Source organism: Pantoea vagans (genome assembly GCF_004792415.1).
GTDB classification, from domain to species: Bacteria; Pseudomonadota; Gammaproteobacteria; order Enterobacterales; family Enterobacteriaceae; genus Pantoea; species Pantoea vagans.
The window spans coordinates 27,190-44,340 of sequence record NZ_CP038855.1 but is presented as its reverse complement, the minus strand read 5'-3'; the positions used below and the strand labels follow the sequence as shown (position 1 = coordinate 44,340).

Annotated in this window: 15 protein-coding genes; 12 read left to right on the top strand and 3 right to left on the bottom strand. The window is 58.2% G+C overall.

Annotation, left to right across the window (positions count from 1 at the left end; all coding sequences use genetic code 11):
* Window positions 1-464 precede the first annotated feature (464 nt).
* A complete protein-coding gene (locus tag EGO56_RS21685; RefSeq protein WP_135911082.1) occupies window positions 465-1,253 on the bottom strand; it encodes a MipA/OmpV family protein in 789 nt (262 codons plus the stop codon).
* 129 nt (window positions 1,254-1,382) lie between these two features.
* On the opposite strand from EGO56_RS21685, the gene EGO56_RS21680 reads away from it, so the two are divergent.
* The 4 genes from EGO56_RS21680 to EGO56_RS21665 all read left to right on the top strand — a co-directional run bounded on the left by EGO56_RS21680 (window position 1,383) and on the right by EGO56_RS21665 (window position 7,511).
* Complete coding sequence (locus tag EGO56_RS21680; protein ID WP_033785233.1) at window positions 1,383-2,078, top strand: response regulator; 696 nt, start codon at window positions 1,383-1,385, stop codon at window positions 2,076-2,078.
* Entirely contained in the window at window positions 2,075-3,244 is a 1,170-nt protein-coding gene (locus EGO56_RS21675; protein ID WP_135911081.1) for a sensor histidine kinase, read from the top strand. The genes EGO56_RS21680 and EGO56_RS21675 overlap by 4 nt, the downstream gene beginning before the upstream one ends.
* A gap of 92 nt (window positions 3,245-3,336) precedes the next feature.
* On the top strand, window positions 3,337-4,470 hold the full coding sequence (locus EGO56_RS21670; protein ID WP_135911080.1) for an efflux RND transporter periplasmic adaptor subunit: 1,134 nt from the start codon (window positions 3,337-3,339) through the stop codon (window positions 4,468-4,470).
* Complete coding sequence (locus tag EGO56_RS21665) at window positions 4,467-7,511, top strand: efflux RND transporter permease subunit (protein ID WP_135911079.1); 3,045 nt, start codon at window positions 4,467-4,469, stop codon at window positions 7,509-7,511. Before EGO56_RS21670 ends, EGO56_RS21665 begins: the two co-directional genes overlap by 4 nt.
* Before the next feature lie 62 nt (window positions 7,512-7,573).
* Here the strand turns inward: EGO56_RS21665 and EGO56_RS21660 are convergent, their stop codons facing one another.
* Window positions 7,574-7,819, bottom strand: a complete 246-nt coding sequence (locus tag EGO56_RS21660) for a hypothetical protein (RefSeq protein WP_013356609.1) — start codon at window positions 7,817-7,819, stop codon at window positions 7,574-7,576.
* 72 nt (window positions 7,820-7,891) lie between these two features.
* Complete coding sequence (locus EGO56_RS21655; RefSeq protein ID WP_135911078.1) at window positions 7,892-8,797, bottom strand: LysR family transcriptional regulator; 906 nt, start codon at window positions 8,795-8,797, stop codon at window positions 7,892-7,894.
* A 104-nt stretch (window positions 8,798-8,901) separates the two neighbouring features.
* On the opposite strand from EGO56_RS21655, the gene budA reads away from it, so the two are divergent.
* The 8 genes from budA (at window position 8,902) to EGO56_RS21620 (ending at window position 17,151) form a co-directional block, all read left to right on the top strand.
* The gene (budA, locus tag EGO56_RS21650) at window positions 8,902-9,684 is read left to right on the top strand and encodes an acetolactate decarboxylase (RefSeq protein WP_135911077.1); all 783 of its coding nucleotides are present in this window, start codon (window positions 8,902-8,904) and stop codon (window positions 9,682-9,684) included.
* A gap of 14 nt (window positions 9,685-9,698) precedes the next feature.
* Window positions 9,699-11,378: an acetolactate synthase AlsS gene (alsS, locus tag EGO56_RS21645; RefSeq protein ID WP_185948895.1), complete on the top strand. Its 1,680-nt coding sequence runs from the start codon at window positions 9,699-9,701 to the stop codon at window positions 11,376-11,378.
* Between the two features lie 21 nt (window positions 11,379-11,399).
* Window positions 11,400-12,173, top strand: a complete 774-nt coding sequence (locus tag EGO56_RS22415; RefSeq protein WP_185948896.1) for a (S)-acetoin forming diacetyl reductase — start codon at window positions 11,400-11,402, stop codon at window positions 12,171-12,173.
* 205 nt (window positions 12,174-12,378) lie between these two features.
* Entirely contained in the window at window positions 12,379-13,830 is a 1,452-nt protein-coding gene (locus EGO56_RS21640; RefSeq protein ID WP_135911076.1) for a flagellin N-terminal helical domain-containing protein, read from the top strand.
* 341 nt (window positions 13,831-14,171) lie between these two features.
* Window positions 14,172-15,485: a CitMHS family transporter gene (locus EGO56_RS21635; protein WP_033785223.1), complete on the top strand. Its 1,314-nt coding sequence runs from the start codon at window positions 14,172-14,174 to the stop codon at window positions 15,483-15,485.
* Window positions 15,486-15,649: 164 nt separating this feature from the next.
* A complete protein-coding gene (locus tag EGO56_RS21630) occupies window positions 15,650-16,489 on the top strand; it encodes an MBL fold metallo-hydrolase (protein ID WP_135911075.1) in 840 nt (279 codons plus the stop codon).
* 159 nt (window positions 16,490-16,648) lie between these two features.
* Window positions 16,649-16,900, top strand: a complete 252-nt coding sequence (gene yefM / locus EGO56_RS21625; protein WP_135911074.1) for a YoeB-YefM toxin-antitoxin system antitoxin YefM — start codon at window positions 16,649-16,651, stop codon at window positions 16,898-16,900.
* The gene (locus EGO56_RS21620) at window positions 16,897-17,151 is read left to right on the top strand and encodes a Txe/YoeB family addiction module toxin (RefSeq protein WP_135911073.1); all 255 of its coding nucleotides are present in this window, start codon (window positions 16,897-16,899) and stop codon (window positions 17,149-17,151) included. Before yefM ends, EGO56_RS21620 begins: the two co-directional genes overlap by 4 nt.

Below are 17,151 nucleotides of genomic sequence, written 5' to 3'. Positions count from 1 at the left end.
CACAGATAAATACCTTAAAGAACAGCAAGATAGAAATTAATAAGCTAACAGAAATCATGATTTTATATATCCATTAACAATATCCCAACCGGAATAAACAAGTGATTACGAATTATAAAAAAGATTATCGCCTGAATCACCTGTTTTTTCAGCACAATTTACCAAGGATAAACCGGCTCAGTTTAAATTTATTAATCACGCCTGTTAATTAGCAATATTACATTCACTAGCAATGTATTTCTATTTCCTGCCAGCCGCTATATCAGCATTGATTTATTCGGTAACAGGATGACTTAATAACTGTAAGCCCTGCAGTGATTATTATTGATGTCCTTATCCCTGTAACGGCGCATCAAACAGACTCAGCGCCACAACGAGAAGGGTATAAACCAGCAGATAGAACAGAATCAGCGCAGCCAGCAACCATCGATGGCTACGCATCTCACTTTTCTTCATGATGCTATTCAGAAGGTGTAGCTCAATGCCAGCGTGGCCGAAGCGCCATTGTACCGGGCGACGATGGGGCTATCTGAAGCATGCTTATCCAGCCAGGTGTAATCGCCGATCACGCTGGCAGCCCAGGCGGGCGTGAACTGGTGACTCCATGTCAGGCTGGTGTCTGTGCCATAAAATCCCCCCGCGGTGTTATAGCGTTTAAACCCGCTACGAGCACTCTGCTCACTGCTCACGCCATACCAGGTATTCATATAACGCGCATCGCCAGCCAGACCTGCCACCTGCAGTGCCACCGTATCGTCCTGGGTCTGCCAGGGAATCAGGGTTACAGACGTCCGGTACTGCACGCCCTGACTATCACTTAATGGCAGCGTCGCTTTACCCTCAACCACAAACCACGGGGTAACCGACCAGCCCACCGCCAGCGCGGTGTTAACCGTTGAGTCGATATTCCCCATGCCTCTGAGCCGATCATCACCGTCGCGCCACGATGAGTTACGGTCAGAGCGACCCAGTCCGTAGCCTAGGGTATGTTCCAGATACAGCCCGTTATCCGCCTGCAGGTCATAACCAATGCCTTTTTGCGAGTCGAAAAAGAATGCGCCGTCGCGCGCCTGAATAACCGGCATCAGCTGCCAGTGCTGCTTATCTGCGCCGCTATAACGCGGTGCATTAATGCCCGCAATGCCCAGCGTCAGGCTGGGCGGTGGCGTGGCACTCTCATCAGCCATAGCAGTAGCGGCACTTAACCCCAGCGAAAAACAGACCATGTGAAGCGTTATTTTTCCGGTTATCATCACGTTTCCTCATTATCACATCAGGTGCGGAGCTGAGGGATTCAGTGCCGCGTCACTGGCCGGAGTATGCGAGGCGAGTGTCAATGAACGACCAGGGATTTATGAAGAAACAGTCAAGGTGATCCGAAAATGCAGTCAAAACGTGTACTGATTATTGAAGATGACGCGGATGCGGCGGGTGTACTTGAGGCCTACCTGAAACGTGAAAACTATGAGGTCATGATTGCCGGTGACGGACCCGGCGGGCTGGAAACCGCAGGACGCTGGCAGCCCGATCTGATCCTGCTGGACATCATGCTGCCTGGCATGAACGGCACCGAAGTGCTGGCCGCGCTGCGTCGGCGTGACGATACCCCGGTAATTATGGTGACGGCGATGGGTGACGCGCCGGACCGCATCGGCGCGCTACGCTACGGCGCTGATGACTACGTGGTCAAACCCTACCATCCGGGCGAAGTCGTGGCGCGCGTTCAGGCCGTGCTGCGCCGCAGCCAGAGTCACGCGCCCGCCGCAGAATCGCTGCGCTGGGCGGGTCTGGTGGTTGATCCGCTGGCACTTACCGCCGTGGTTGATAGTGACAGTGATGCACCGCGCCGCCTGGATCTGACGCCCACCGAATTTTCTCTGCTGGTCACGCTGATGCGTGCCCCGACGCGGCCTTTTACTCGCCTGTTTCTGCTGGAGCACTGCCTGCCGGAAAGCGATGCGCTGGAACGGGTGGTCGATACCCACGTCTATAACCTTCGCCGCAAGCTGGAAGCCGCGGGCATCTCTGATGTATTACCGGCAGTACGCAGCGTCGGTTACCGGTTCAGACAGCCATGAAGAACGATACGCACACTTCACTGTGGCGCTGGATCTGCATCCGGGTGCTGTTTCTGGCCATCGGCAGCGTGATCCTCATCGCCGCCTGTATGTGGTTGCGCTTTGCGGTGCAGGCGTTCTGGGTCTACTACCGGATGCCGCCCGCGCTGCTCGATGAGTTCACGCAGCTGCGTCATCATCCCGCCAGCGATCCGGCGCGCTTTCATCAGATTGTCGATCAGTGGTGGGGGATCAAATTTTCCGATCCCTCGCTGGCATCATCTGACTGGCTGACCGTGCTGGTCCTGGTCGTGGTCACCATCCCGTTTATGGTGATGATGGCGCTGCGTTTCGCCCGTCCGCTGTCGGCGCAGTTCAGCCAGCTGGCGACGGCGGCGCGTGCGGTGTCGAAAGGGGAATTTGGCCGGACGGCAGCGGTAGTGAAAGAAGCCCCGCAGGAGCTGGTGCGCTTTACCGACGATTTTAACCAGATGACACAACAGCTGGCGCGCTACGATCGTGAGTTGCGCACCTCGCATGTGGCGATGGCACACGAACTCCGCTCGCCATTGACAGCAGCGATGGGCCGCCTGCAGGGCATTCTGGACGGCGTTTTTCCTGCCGAGCCGCAGCAGCTGGCGATGATCATGAAGCAACTGACGCAGCTGAGTAGCCTGACCGATGAACTGCATCTGCTGTCACTGGCAGATGCCGGGCAGCTTACCCTCAACCGCGAGCGATTTAATCTCTCTGAGTTACTGCGCGAGCGTTCAGGCTGGCTGCTGCCACAGGCAGAAGAGTCGGGTGTCGTCATCAGCGTAATGGCACCCGGCGATCTGCTGCTCTGCGCCGACACCTTTCGCCTGGGTCAGGTCATAACCATCCTCTGTGAAAATGCGCTGCGCTACGCCGCCGACGGTGGCGTACTATTGATCACCGCCAGCCAGAACGATAAGGCGACCACGCTGACTTTCCGTGATTACGGTCAGGGCGTAGAGCCAGACTTCCTGCCGCAGCTGTTTGACCGCTTTACCCGGGCTGACTCCTCACGCGCCCGCCACTCCGGCGGCAGCGGGCTGGGGCTGTCGATCGCCAAAGCGATTATCGAGGCGCACGGCGGATCGCTGCACGCCACCCTGCCTGCCGAGGGTGGTCTGCTGATTGGGATAACGCTACCGGCGGGATAAATTTTCTGACTTGACCATTTCTTGATGGTTCATGGAACGTTTCTGGACACAGGCCGGGTTCAATGAGCACAACTCATTAAAGGAACCCGGTTATGACAGACTTCTTATCGGATGCTGCCCGCCAGGTGTGGCGTCATCTCTTCAGTGTTCATATCTTCGCGCCGATCGTGTTCGTGCTGCTCGGCGTATTCATCATGACCGGCTGCCGGGACAACAATGCTGCCCCGCCCGCCGCCCCGCTCCGTCCGGTCAAAACGGTGATTGCCCCGCCGCTCAGCAGTGACGCGTCAAGCGTGCTGACCGGTGAAATCCGCGCCCATGAAGAGGTTGCACTGGCCTTCAGGCTGGATGGCCGGGTGGTGAGCCGCGCGGTTGAGCTGGGCGATCGCGTCACCGCCGGGCAACCCCTGGCCGCGCTGGAAAACGATCAGTCACGTAATCAGCTGAGCAGCGCGCAAGCCGATCTCGACAGCGCCCGCGCCGCCGAACGCGTCGCTGCGCTTAACCTCCACCGGATGCGGCTGCTGATGCCCGGCGGTGCCATCGCCCGCAGCCAGCTGGATAGCGCCCAGGCGGACTGGCAGAGCGCGCAGTCCCGCCGTCTCAGCAGCGAAGCGGCGCTGAAAAATGCCCAGGATAATCTCAGCTGGACCCGGCTCATTGCGCCCGCCGCAGGCCGGATTACCGCCCTCCCGGTTCAGCACGGCCAGGTGGTCAGCGCCGGACAGACTGTGATGACGCTGGCAGCCGGTGATGCACGCGATGCGGTGTTTGATCTGACAACGCCTGCTCTGCTGCGAGCTGACGACCAGACTCCGCTGAAGGTGACGCTGCTCGCCGACCCGGACATCCAGGCCAGTGGCACGATACGTGACATCAGTCCACAGGCCGATTCACAGACCCGTACCTGGCGGCTGCGCATCTCAATGCATCAGCCACCCGAGGCGATGGCACTGGGTGCCACCGTCACCGTCACGCTTCCCGATGCGCAACCGCCGGTCATCGCCCTGCCCGCCAGCGCCCTGACCCGCTTCGCAGACAAGCCCGCGCTGCTGGTGGTTGATGCGGCATCACGCTTACAGCTTCGTCCGGTGGTGCTGGCCCGCTTCAGCGCACAGCAAATCTTTGTCTCTGCCGGGATCCGGCCAGGCGAGCGCGTGGTTACCGCCGGTGTCGGCACCCTGCAGCCCGGTGAAAAAGTGACGCTGGCGCAGGAGGGTTCATGAAAAAACTGACTGGCTTTAACCTTTCCGGCTGGGCGCTGGCGCATCAGCAGCTGGTCATCTTCTTCATGCTGCTGGTGATGGCAGCGGGTGTGCTGAGTTATGAACGCCTGTCACGTAATGAAGACCCGGTGTTTACCATCAAAACCGCCGTGATCTCTGCCCGGTGGCCCGGCGCTGACGTAAACACCACCGTACAACTGCTGACGGACGTGCTGGAACAGAAGGTGCAGGAGATCCCGTCGCTGGATGCGGTTGAGAGCGAGACCCGCGCCGGAGAGACGGTTATTTATGTCAACCTGCGCGATGACACGCCGCCGTCTGAGGTGGCTGGTATCTGGTATCAGCTGCGGAAAAAGATGCATGATGTGACGTCTTCCCTGCCGCAGGGCGTGCAGGGTCCGGCGGTTAACGACGAGTTTGATAACACCTTCGGCACAATTTACGGCTTCACAGCGGATGGCTTTACCGCCAGAGAGCTGCGCGATCGGGTTGATAACCTGCGCCGCAGCCTGGCCAGTCTGCCTGACATTGGCAAAACCAGTCTGCTGGGTGTACAGGAGCAGCAGGTGGTTATTGCCTTTTCCCCGCGCAAGCTGAACGGCATGGGGCTCGATTTACAGCAGGTCAGCGACGCCATCAAAGCGCAGAACGATGTGGTGCCCGCTGGCAGCCTGCGTACCGACCGCGAAAATATCGCGCTGCGGGTCAGCGGCACCCTGACCTCGGTCGAAAGCCTGCAGGCGATTACCCTGCATATCGGGGAGCGTTTCATCCCGCTGACCGATCTGGCGACCATCAGCCTGCAACCTGCTGAACCGCCGGCACCCACCTTCCGGGTTAACGGCGTCCCAGCTATCGGGCTGGCAATCTCCATGGCCGCCAGCGGCAACATGCTCGATTTCGGTAAACAGCTTAAACAGCGCATGCAGACGCTGGCCGGTCAGCTACCGCACGGCATAACCATGACCCGCGTCGCCGATCAGTCTTCCTTGGTGAAACAAGCGGTTAGCGGCTTTGTGCGGATACTGGGCGAAGCGGTCGTCATCGTGTTAGCCGTCTCCTTTGTTTCGCTGGGACTGCGTGCCGGTCTGGTGGTAGCGGCGGCTATACCGCTGGTGCTGGCGATGACCTTTACCGGCATGTTGCTGGCGGGCATCGGACTGCAGCGCATCTCACTGGGCGCGCTGATTATTGCGCTCGGGCTGCTGGTGGATGACGCCATGATCACCGTCGAGGCGATGGTGGCACGACTTGAAGCGGGCGACAGCAAGTGGCAGGCCGCGACGTATGCATTCAGAACCACCGCCTTTCCGATGCTGACCGGTACGCTGGTGATGATCGCCGGGTTCATCCCGGTCGGATTCGCCGCCTCCAGTGCCGGGGAGTATTGCTACTCGCTGTTTGTGGTGATTACGCTGGCGCTGCTCTGCTCATGGGGGGTTGCGGTCATCTTCTCGCCGCTCACCGGCTGCTGGCTGCTGTCAGCGAAGCGCATCAAAGCCCACCAGCCGCCGGGCTTACTGACGCGCGGCTATCACGGGCTGCTGGAGGTCATTCTGCGCCACCGGCTGATGACGATTGGGGCAGCGCTGGCAGTGCTGCTGGTCAGCCTGTACGCCACCACCTTTATGCAGGGTGAATTTTTCCCGGCGTCAGACCGCCCTGAACTGCTGGTCAGCCTGACGCTGCCCGCCAGTGCGGCCCAGGCGGAAACCACGCGCCGTACCGCTCAGCTGGAACAGATGCTGCGCAACGATCGGGATGTGGCGAACTTCACCAGTTACGTCGGCTCTGGCGCAATACGCTTCTATCTGCCGATGGATGTGTTGCTGGATAATGAAAATATCGCACAGCTGGTGGTGGTGGCGAAAAATCTGGCGGTACGCGATCGGCTGCGCAGCAGGCTGGAGAAGAAACTGGCCGCGGATTTCAGTGATATCACGACGCGGGTCTCGCCGCTGGAGCTGGGTCCGCCGGTGGGCTGGCCGCTGAAATATCGCATCACCGGCCCGGACAATGGCCGGGTGCGGCAGGCTGCCGGTGAGCTGGCAGCGCTGCTCGCCCGTTCTCCGCTGACCCGCGAGGTCAATCTCACCGCCGGGGAGCCGGAGCGGGTCATGACGCTGGCGGTAAACCAGACCGCCGCCCGCGCCGCCGGACTATCGTCCGACACCATCGCCTCTGCGCTGAACACCCTGATGTCCGGCAGCGTGGTGACTACTCTGCGCGATCGCAACCGGCTGATTGACGTGGTGCTACGCAGCAATGACGCCGAGCGGCAGAACACGGAGACGCTGGAAGGATTGATGATCACCAACGCCAGCGGACAGAAAATTCCGCTGCGCCAGGTAGCGACCCTGAACTGGGGCGTGGATGATCCGGTGATCTGGCGCCGTCAGCGGCTCTCTTACATCACCGTGCAGACCGATATCGCGCCCGGTCAGCGGGCAGAACAGGTCTCGCAACAGCTCGCGCCGGATGTCGCCGCCCTGCGCGCCTCACTGCCAGCCGGATACGGTATTGAAGAAGGTGGCGTAGCGGCGGAATCGGACAAAGGCAATGGTTCGGTGTTTGCCCTGCTGCCGGTGACGATCTGCGCCATGCTGGTCCTGCTGATGATTCAGCTGCAACGCTTCTCCGGCATGCTGCTGGCGCTGAGCATGGCGCCGTTTGGCCTGCCCGGCATCGTCTCCGCGATGCTGCCGGCGGGCACACCGCTGGGGTTTGTCGCGCTGCTGGGGATTATTGCGCTGGCGGGGATCATCATCCGCAACGCGGTGATTATGATCAGTGAAGTGGATGCGAACAGCCGCGCCGGACTGCCTGCCGGTGACGCTATACGGCAGGCCGCCCATCACCGGGCGCGTCCCATCCTGCTGACCACCTGTGCCGCGATACTTGGCATGATCCCTATCGCCCATCAGGTGTTCTGGGGGCCGATGGCGCTGGCGATTATTGGTGGTCTGGTCAGCGGCACGCTGGTGACGCTCACGGTGCTGCCCGCCGCGTTAAGTCTGCTGATGCAGCGACGTTCAGGTTAAAGCAGTTCGTATTAAAACGCCCGGCGACCCCGTGCTGAGAGCAGCGGGATCGCCGGACACGTTCAGTTCATCACCTCGACCAGAATCAGTGGGCACTTTCTGACTTTGCAGGCCTGACTGTAGGCCAGCGAGCAGACCGAACAGAGGTCGCGCACGTCAGACTGGTACTCATACTCCATGAAATAGCGGAACTGGCCGCCCGCCGAATCTGTTCTCCAGAATCGCTGCGGCTCCAGAATTTCATCCAGTTGCCTGAATGTCAGGGCTGACGGGTTGTGATACCCGACTCTTACGCGGTATGTAGTCATGCACCGATTATTGGCATCCCGGCCCCGCCGCCGCCAGTTGGTTATTGTTTTCAGTACAATAGCTGGCGCTTATCAACCCGCTTCGCCTGGCGTCGCAGGTGGTTCGGCCAGCAGCGCCAGCAGATGCAGCACCGCTTTTGATGGATGATGCCGACGCCAGGCAAACGCCACATCAGTAAACAGGGTGTTGTTTTCGATATCGCAGAAGCTGACCTCCGGGTTATCGACGCAGCGCAGCGACTCCGGCACCAGCGCAATCCCGCAGCCTGCCGCCACCATGCCCAGCGATGTGGTGATCTGTGGTGCCTGCTGGAAGGTGTGGCGTGAAAAGCCGGCCCGCAGGCAGGCCGTAACAATCAGCTCATAGAGACTTGGCGAAACGTCGCGCGGGAAAATTATCAGGGTTTCATCCGCCAGCGCGGACAACGCGACTGTCGGCGTGCCGCTGAGGGGATGGCAGCGCGGCAGCGCAATCAGCATCTTTTCGGTGGAGATCACGCGCAGATTAAAGGCTTTGCTGCTTTCGCACGGCAGCCGGATAAAGGCAGCATCCAGCAACCCCTCCTGCAGATCCTGCATCAGCAGCGACATATTCTCTTCACGCGTCAGCAGCTCCATCGCCGGATAGCGTTCCGTAAACTGACGGATCAGGGTGAAGATGCGCGGATTAAACGCCACCGAGCTGGCAAACCCCAGCGACAGCTGGCCACTGATCCCGCGGGCAATCCCGCGCGCGTTCTCCAGTGCCTGATCGGCCAGTTGGACAATTTGCCGGGCATCGGCCAGAAACGCTTCCCCCGCTTCAGTAAGTTCCACGCCGCGCGTCAGCCGCTTCAGCAGCGGTGTGCCAATCTCCTGCTCCAGCCGCAGTATCTGCTGGCTCAGCGGCGGCTGAGAAATCCCCAGCATTTCAGCGGCCCGGGTGAAGTGAAGCGTCTCGGCTACGGCAACAAAATAACGCAGGTGGCGCAGTTCCATATCAAAAACGTCTCAAAGTTAACAGGTTTCGCTATTGGACCCACCGATTGAATCGGTTCACCATTAGGTTAACACGGCTTAACGGTTAATCGATGAGGCATGAAATGAGCAATTGTGTAACTGATTGTTCCTGTGAGGATCAACTAAAACATACTGTCTTAACGCTTTCCCAGAATGCACCAGAAAGCGTTATCTATCAGACCTCTTTAATGAGTGCGCTGCTGAGCGGCGTCTACGACGGCAACGTGCGCATCGCCGACCTGCTGCGCAAAGGGGATTTCGGCCTGGGCACGTTTAACCGGCTGGATGGCGAGATGATTGCGTTCGACAGCAAGGTCTATCAGCTGCACTCAGATGGCAGTGCGCATCCGGCCGATCCGGCACAGAAAACCCCGTTTGCGGTGATGACCTTTTTCAGGCCGCAGCACCTGTTTGAGTTTGACCGGCCCATGTCGCGCGAGGATATCCATCGGGTGATCGACAGCGAAATCACCTCCGATAACCAGTTCTGCGCGCTGCGCATCAGCGGTCGTTTCAGCCGCGTCGACACCCGCACCGTGCCGTGTCAGTGCCGTCCCTACCGCTCCATGCCGGAAGTGCTGGGCGATCAGCCGACCTTTGCCTTCAGCCAGCGCGCGGGCGAGCTGATTGGCTTCCGCACGCCGCAGTATATGCAGGGCATTAACGTAGCGGGCTATCACGAACACTTTATTACCGACGACCGCGAAGGCGGCGGCCACATTCTCGATTATGCGCTGGAACAGGGCACCCTGACCTTTGGTGCCATCAGCAAGCTGGTCGTGGATCTGCCGCAGGACAGTGACTTTCTTAATGCCGACCTGAACCCCGCCAATCTTGACGCCGCGATCCGTGCGGTAGAAAGCTAATCAGAGGAATGACGATGAAAACTCCAACCGATACCACACTCTGGACCTGCGGCGCTGACCTGGTGGTCGCACAGCTTGAGGCGCAGGGCGTTCAGCATGTTTTTGGCATCCCTGGCGCAAAGATCGACAAGGTTTTTGACTCCCTGCTGGATTCCTCAATCCAGACTATCCCGGTTCGTCATGAAGCCAATGCCGCCTTTATGGCCGCCGCAGTGGGCCGGCTGACCGGCAATGCCGGTGTGGCACTGGTCACGTCCGGGCCGGGCTGCTCCAACCTGATCACCGGCATGGCCACCGCCACCAGCGAAGGCGATCCGGTGGTCGCCATCGGCGGTCAGGTGAAACGCTCGGACAGCGCCAAGCAGGTTCACCAGAGCATGGATACCGTGTCCATGTTTCGCCCGGTCACTAAATATGCGGTTGAGGTGACCGATCCCTCAGCGCTCTCTGAATGTCTGTCGAATGCGTTTCGTCACGCCGAGCATGGTCGCGGCGGCGGCGCCTTTATCAGCCTGCCGCAGGATATTGTCGACCAGCCGGTGACCGGCAAGGCACTGAGCAGCAAGGGCCGTCCTGTGCTGGGTGCCGCGCCAGACGCGATGATCGACACGGTCAGCCAGGCGATAGCCGGGGCGAAAAATCCGGTCATCCTGCTGGGATTAATGGCGAGCCAGCCGGAAAACAGCGAAGCGATTCACGATCTGCTGAGCCGCAGTCATATTCCGGTCACCAGCACCTATCAGGCGGCAGGCGCGATCAGACAGGATCACTTCTCACGCTTCGCCGGACGCGTCGGGCTGTTTAACAACCAGGCGGGCGACCGGCTGCTGCAACAGGCTGACCTGATCATCACCATCGGTTACAGCCCGGTAGAATATGAACCGGCGATGTGGAACAGCGGTAACGCCACACTGATTCACATCGATGTGATTCCGGCAGAGACCGACAACCGCTACCTGCCGGACGCCGAGCTGGTGGGCGATATCGCCGCCACGGTGCGAAAACTGGCAGCACACATTACCGCGCCGCTGCAGCTGACAGCGGAAGCCGCCAGCATCCTTGAAGATCGTCAGCAGCAGCGCAAACTGCTGGCGATGCAGGGTGCCAGCCTCAATCAGTTTGCCCTGCATCCGCTGCGCATCGTGCGCGCCATGCAGGACATCATTAACAGCGATGTCAGCCTCACCGTCGATATGGGCAGCTTCCACATCTGGATCGCCCGTTATCTTTACAGCTTCCGTGCCCGCCAGATCATGATCTCCAACGGTCAGCAGACCATGGGCGTGGCGCTGCCGTGGGCGATTGGTGCCTGGCTGGTCGATCCGCAGCGCAAAGTGGTATCGGTTTCAGGGGATGGTGGCTTCCTGCAGTCCAGCATGGAGCTGGAAACGGCCGTCCGGTTAAAAGCCAATATCCTGCACATCGTCTGGGTCGATAACGCCTACAACATGGTGGCAATGCAGGAAGAGAAAAAATATCACCGCGTCTCCGGTGTCAATTTTGGCCCGGTCGATTTCAAAGCCTACGCCGAAGCGTTTGGCGCTGCGGGCTTTGCGGTGACCAGCGCGGCAGAGCTGGAGCCGACGCTGCGTAAAGCGATGGATGTTCAGGGTCCTGCCGTGGTGGCTGTGCCGGTCGATTACGCCGACAACCCGCTGCTGATGGGTCAGCTGCATCTGAGCCAGCTTCTTTAATTTCGTAATAAGGAGATCATGATGAAAAACAGAGTGGCATTGGTAACCGGCGCAGGCCAGGGCATTGGTGAAGCGATCGCCCTGCGTCTGGCAAAAGATGGACTGGCAGTGGCCGTCGCCGATTTCAATCAGGAGACCGCCCGCCAGGTCGCGGAGAAGATTAACCAGCAGGGTGGCAAAGCGATTGCCCTGAAAGTCGATGTCTCACAGCGCGATCAGGTGATGGATGCCGTAGAAGAGGCGCGTCGTACGCTGGGCGGTTTTGACGTCATCGTCAACAACGCCGGTATTGCTCCCTCCACGCCGATTGCTGAGATCACCGAAGAGGTGGTCGACAAGGTCTATAACGTTAATGTCAAAGGGGTCATCTGGGGCATGCAGGCCGCAATTAAAGCGTTCGCTGCAGAAGGCCACGGCGGCAAAATCATCAACGCCTGTTCGCAGGCGGGTCACGTCGGCAATCCGGAGCTGGCGGTTTACAGCTCGAGTAAGTTTGCCGTGCGCGGCCTGACGCAGACCGCCGCGCGCGATCTGGCACCCGCCGGTATCACGGTCAACGCCTTCTGCCCGGGCATTGTCAGAACCCCGATGTGGGAAGAGATCGACCGGCAGATCTCTGAAGCCGCCGGAAAACCCGCCGGTTACGGCACCGAAGAGTTTGCAAAACGCATTACGCTGGGACGGCTTTCTGAGCCGGAAGATGTAGCCGCCTGCGTCGCTTACCTCGCCAGCCCCGACTCCGATTATATGACCGGCCAGTCGCTGTTAATTGACGGCGGCATGGTGTTTAACTGATCTGCTCTCGCCTGCTGCGTCTCTGCGCAGCAGGCTTTTCTCAAGACCGGATTGAACCGTTAATTTATTTTATCTGAAAAGCGGTTACCCATCAGCCGGTTGCCCTCCTGACCCCGTTTTTGCTCAGTTTTTGTCGCCGCAGAGATTAAAGCTGCTTATCACCCTGCCGATAAAACAGAGACTCCTCTCCCTGTTCGAAGCGACCATGTTAACGATCAACCATAACGAAACCGCCGCCATTACGAACAAATTGCGGTACGGTACTGACTCCGTTCTGGGACGAACGGTTGAACGGCTATCATCAGGGATGCGGATTAACAGTGCCAAAGACGATGCGGCAGGTCAGGCGATTGCCAATCGTATGACGGCCAATGTCAACGCCGATGCGGTAGTGGCACGCGGCCTTAATGATGCCATCAGCTATTCCCAGACCGCCAGTGGCGGCCTGGGCACCATCGTCGATCTGCTGATACAGGCGCGTACGCTGTCGGTGCAGGCCGCTAACGGCACGCTGTCAGACGCGGATCGGCAGAGTGTCAACGGTGCGTATCAGCAAATTCTGGCCGGCATCAACGAAGTTGCGGATCACACCGAGATTTTCGGGCGTTATCCGCTGGCAACGGATAATCCCGATCTGCCGCCGGCGAAACTGGGTAACGTTGACCCTATCAACGTTAAGTTCCCGGTGCCGGGCAAGAGTTACTCGTTTACCTCGGGTGTGATCCCGCTGGCCTATATCCCGGCAGGCTCAACGTCGATAAGCATTACCATCGATTCACTGGGTCAGGATGACGATCTCCAGTTGTTTACCCGCGACGGCAAGCATCTGGCCGGTACGCCGCTGGACGGCAGTGCACCTGATTACACCTGGACCAGCAAAGGCATTACGGATGCAGCGACCGCAGATTCGCGCCTGCTGACCAGTAAAAACGGTTTTGCTACTGGCGCAACTTATGACAGCTCTCAGCTACTGGAAGGCGGCCCGAGCTGGGCGCTGGCGGGCAGTAACAGCAGCAGCTACAACGGGATGAACATCACCTACAGCGGCGACGGCGACCGCTATGAAGATGTCGCCAGCGGCGATTTCAACAACGGCACCAATACCGGTACCCGGCTGGAGCGCATCACGCTGGACACCGTCACCGAAGATTTGATCGTGGTGGTGGTGGGCAACGGCTCCTTCACCGGTAGTCTGACCTGGGGAAACCTGCCGGAGCCCAAGAGCGTGCCTGCAACGCCGCCACATGAGAGTCGTCCTCTCGAAGTGATCACCAGCGCCGACTATGGTCAGCCGATACAGTCGGATAGCATCCCCGCTACGCCGTCAGATACTAAAACGCTGGGACTGAACAACACCACTCTGCTGACCAGTGGTGACATCTCCACCACCATGAAGGCGCTGGATAAGGCGCTGGAGAAGATCAGCGGCTATCAGTCGCTCTATGGCGCAAAGATAAATCGTTACGAGTCAAACCGTAATGTGCTGTCACAACAGGGTGTGGATACCTCTGCGGCTCGCAGCCGTATTCAGGATGCAGACTATGCTGAAGAAGCGAGTCAGCTGGCGCGTAGCCAGATTATCCAGCAGGGACAGACAGCCGTCAGCAAGATGGCCAATAAAACCCCTGAGATGATCATCCAGCTGCTCGGCAGCTAATACCTTTCACCGGCTAAGCCGCCTGGCTTAGCCCTTACTCCTTTTGTCCTGCTACCCAATCTCTTTGTGCCTGAGGCCTGCTGTGGTCCGAAATGCCGGGTTACACTTTCGTGCCTGTTGATCTCAGTCACACAAACTCGTTTAAGATTCGTTTAAAGATGATCGCGATCACCCTTCCTTGTTAAAGAAATGCTAAATCCTGACAACTATTTACTATCATCCTGCAGTGCAGGGTTAAATAAAACAACAGGTTAATCGTTACCACGCTAACTAATTACCTGAATTTTCCTGGCTTCATGTAACTTTTTCATTACTTTTACGCCAATGTGAGGGCTGCTATTTTGCTGACGATACTGGGTTTTTCCATGGTTGTTTGCTTCATGTATCTGATCATGACCAAACGCATGTCAGCCTTAATTGCGCTGATCCTGATACCAACCATATTTGCGCTGATTGGCGGATTTTATGCCGGACTGGGTGCCATGATGCTGGATGGCGTCAAAAAGCTGGCTCCGACCGGTGTGATGCTGACCTTCTCCATTCTCTATTTTGGTCTGATGATCGATGCCGGGCTGTTTGACCCGCTGGTACGCTTTATTCTCCGGCTGGTGCGTGGCGATCCCCTGAAAGTACTGGTCGGCACCGCGGTGCTGACGCTGCTGGTTTCGCTGGATGGTGACAGCTCCACCACTTACATGATTGCTATCGCCGCGTTTCTGCCGCTCTACCATCGGCTGGGCATGAACGTGCTGATGATGACCTGTCTGGTCAACCTCGCCAGCGGCATCATGAACCTCTCTCCCTGGGGTGGCCCGACGGCACGTGCCGCTGCGGCACTGCGCATTGATGCGCTCGACATCTTTATTCCTATGCTGCCAGCGATGCTGCTCGCCTGCGTCAGTCTGGTCGCGATGGCGGTCCTGTTTGGCCTGCGTGAGCGTAAACGGTTAGGCGTGATGACCATGAAAGATCATCATCTCGACAACATCGAGCTGGGTCTGGGCGATGCCGAAGAGTGCGCTGCCAACCGCCGTCCGAAGATGTTCTGGCCTAACTTTATCCTGACCACCGTGCTGCTGGTGCTGCTGGTAATTGGTTTAATGCCGATTCAGATCCTGTTTATGCTGGCGTTTGCCATTGCGGTGATGCTCAACTATCCCACGCTGGAGGAGCAGAAAGCGCGTATCAGCTCGCATGCCGGTAACGTGCTGGCGGTGACCGCGCTGATTTTTGCCGCCGGTATCTTCACCGGTATTCTCTCCGGCACCGGCATGGTGGATGCCATGGCGAAGAGTCTGCTGGCCGTGATCCCAACCAGCTTCGGACCTTACCTGGCGGTGTTTACCGCGCTGGTCAGCCTGCCGTTCACCTTCTTTATGTCGAATGATGCGTTTTACTTCGGCATCCTGCCGGTTATCGCACAGACGGCGGCCAGCTACGGCATTACCGCAGAAGAGATTGCCCGTGCTTCCATTGTCGGTCAGCCGTTCCACCTGCTGAGCCCGCTGGTGCCGTCAGTCTACCTGCTGGTGGGCCTGGCGAAAGTCGATATCGGCGACCACCAGCGTTTTGCCATCAAGTGGGGCATTCTGGTCAGTCTGGTATTGATGGCGGGCGGTCTGCTGACCGGTGCTTTCCCGCTGTTCCACAGTTAATTCTCTGCTTTCTGGCGGATAACCGGCTTTTTTTGCCCGGTTATCCGCTTCATCGCTCCGCCTGTTGTTGCAACCCGCTCTACACTCTATAGCCAGGCTGATGTGCTGCGCGCCGGACAGGCCGTAGTCTCTCAGAGTTTTGCCGATGACCCTATGGAGGCCCGATGAAAATTCACCACCTTAACTGTGGCTGTATGTGCCCGCTGGGCGGCGCGTTCTATGATGGATTCAGTAAAGGCCTGAAGGCGCACCTGGTCTGTCACTGCCTGCTGATTGAAACAGACCGCGACGGGCTGGTGCTGGTTGATACCGGCTTTGGTCGTCAGGATATCCATACGCCCGGCAGTCGCCTCTCGGGCTTTTTCCGCGCCTTAAACAATATTCAGCGGCGTGACGATCTCACCGCCTTGTCACAGGTGAAGGCGCTGGGCTTTCGGGCTGACGATGTGCGGCATATTATTCTGACCCATCTCGATTTTGATCATGCTGGCGGACTGACCGATTTTCCGCAGGCGCGCATCCATCTGTTGCAGCAGGAGGTCGATACCGCCCACCAGCGTCATAGCTGGCTGTCGCGTGAGCGCTATCGTCCCGGACAATGGGGCGGGATCGGCAACTGGGAAACCTATCAGCCGCAGGGGGAAACGTGGTTTGGTTTTGAGGCGGTTAATCGCCTGCGTGACTTACCGCCGGAGATTCTGCTGGTGCCGCTGGCGGGCCATACGCCGGGTCACGCGGGCATTGCGATTCAGCAGCCCGATGGCTGGCTGCTGCACGGCGGCGACGCCTGGTTCTACCGCGGCGAAATGCGGCAGCCGACGCGCCACTGCACGCCGGGACTGCGCTTTTACCAGTGGATGATGGGCATGGATAACGAAGCCAGACGGCACAACCAGCAGCGACTGCGTGAGCTCTCCTGCCAGCGCGGCGGCGAAATCACCTTTTTCTGCAGTCACGATGCGCGCGAGCTGGATGCGTTGCAGGTTAATACGCCGCTGCGCTGATGGGATATCTGACTGCCTGTTTCTCTACGAGAAACACCGTACCATCAGTTTCTCAAAAGAAAACACGTCGATGATGGTATCTCCGGTCTTTTCACCAGGCTTCCCTGTCAAAGCTTATCATTGTACAATGATTTGTATTACTTACTCTGTGGAGGTTCTATGAGAGCAATCAGTTACAGCGAAGCCCGACAAAATCTGTCTGCCACTATGGTTCAGACGGTTGAAGATAAAGCGCCGGTACTAATCACCCGCCAGAACGGTGAATCCTGCGTGCTGATGTCGCTTGAAGAATATAACTCACTGGAAGAGACAGCCTACCTGCTGCGGTCACCTAAGAATGCTCGCAGGTTAATGGATTCCATCGAAAGTCTGCAAAGCGGTAACGGTACTGAAAGGGATATTATTGAGTGAAGCTGACCTGGTCCGAAGAAGCCTGGGAAGATTATCTCTACTGGCAGGATACCGATAAAAAAACGGTCAAAAAGATTAATGCGTTGCTAAAAGAGGCCAGCAGGACGCCCTTTGAAGGCAAGGGAAAACCCGAGCCATTAAAGCATAATCTTGCAAGATTCTGGTCACGCAGAATTACGGCAGAACATCGGCTGGTTTATGCAGTCAGTGAAGACGCTTTATTAATCGCCTCATGCCGCTATCATTATTGA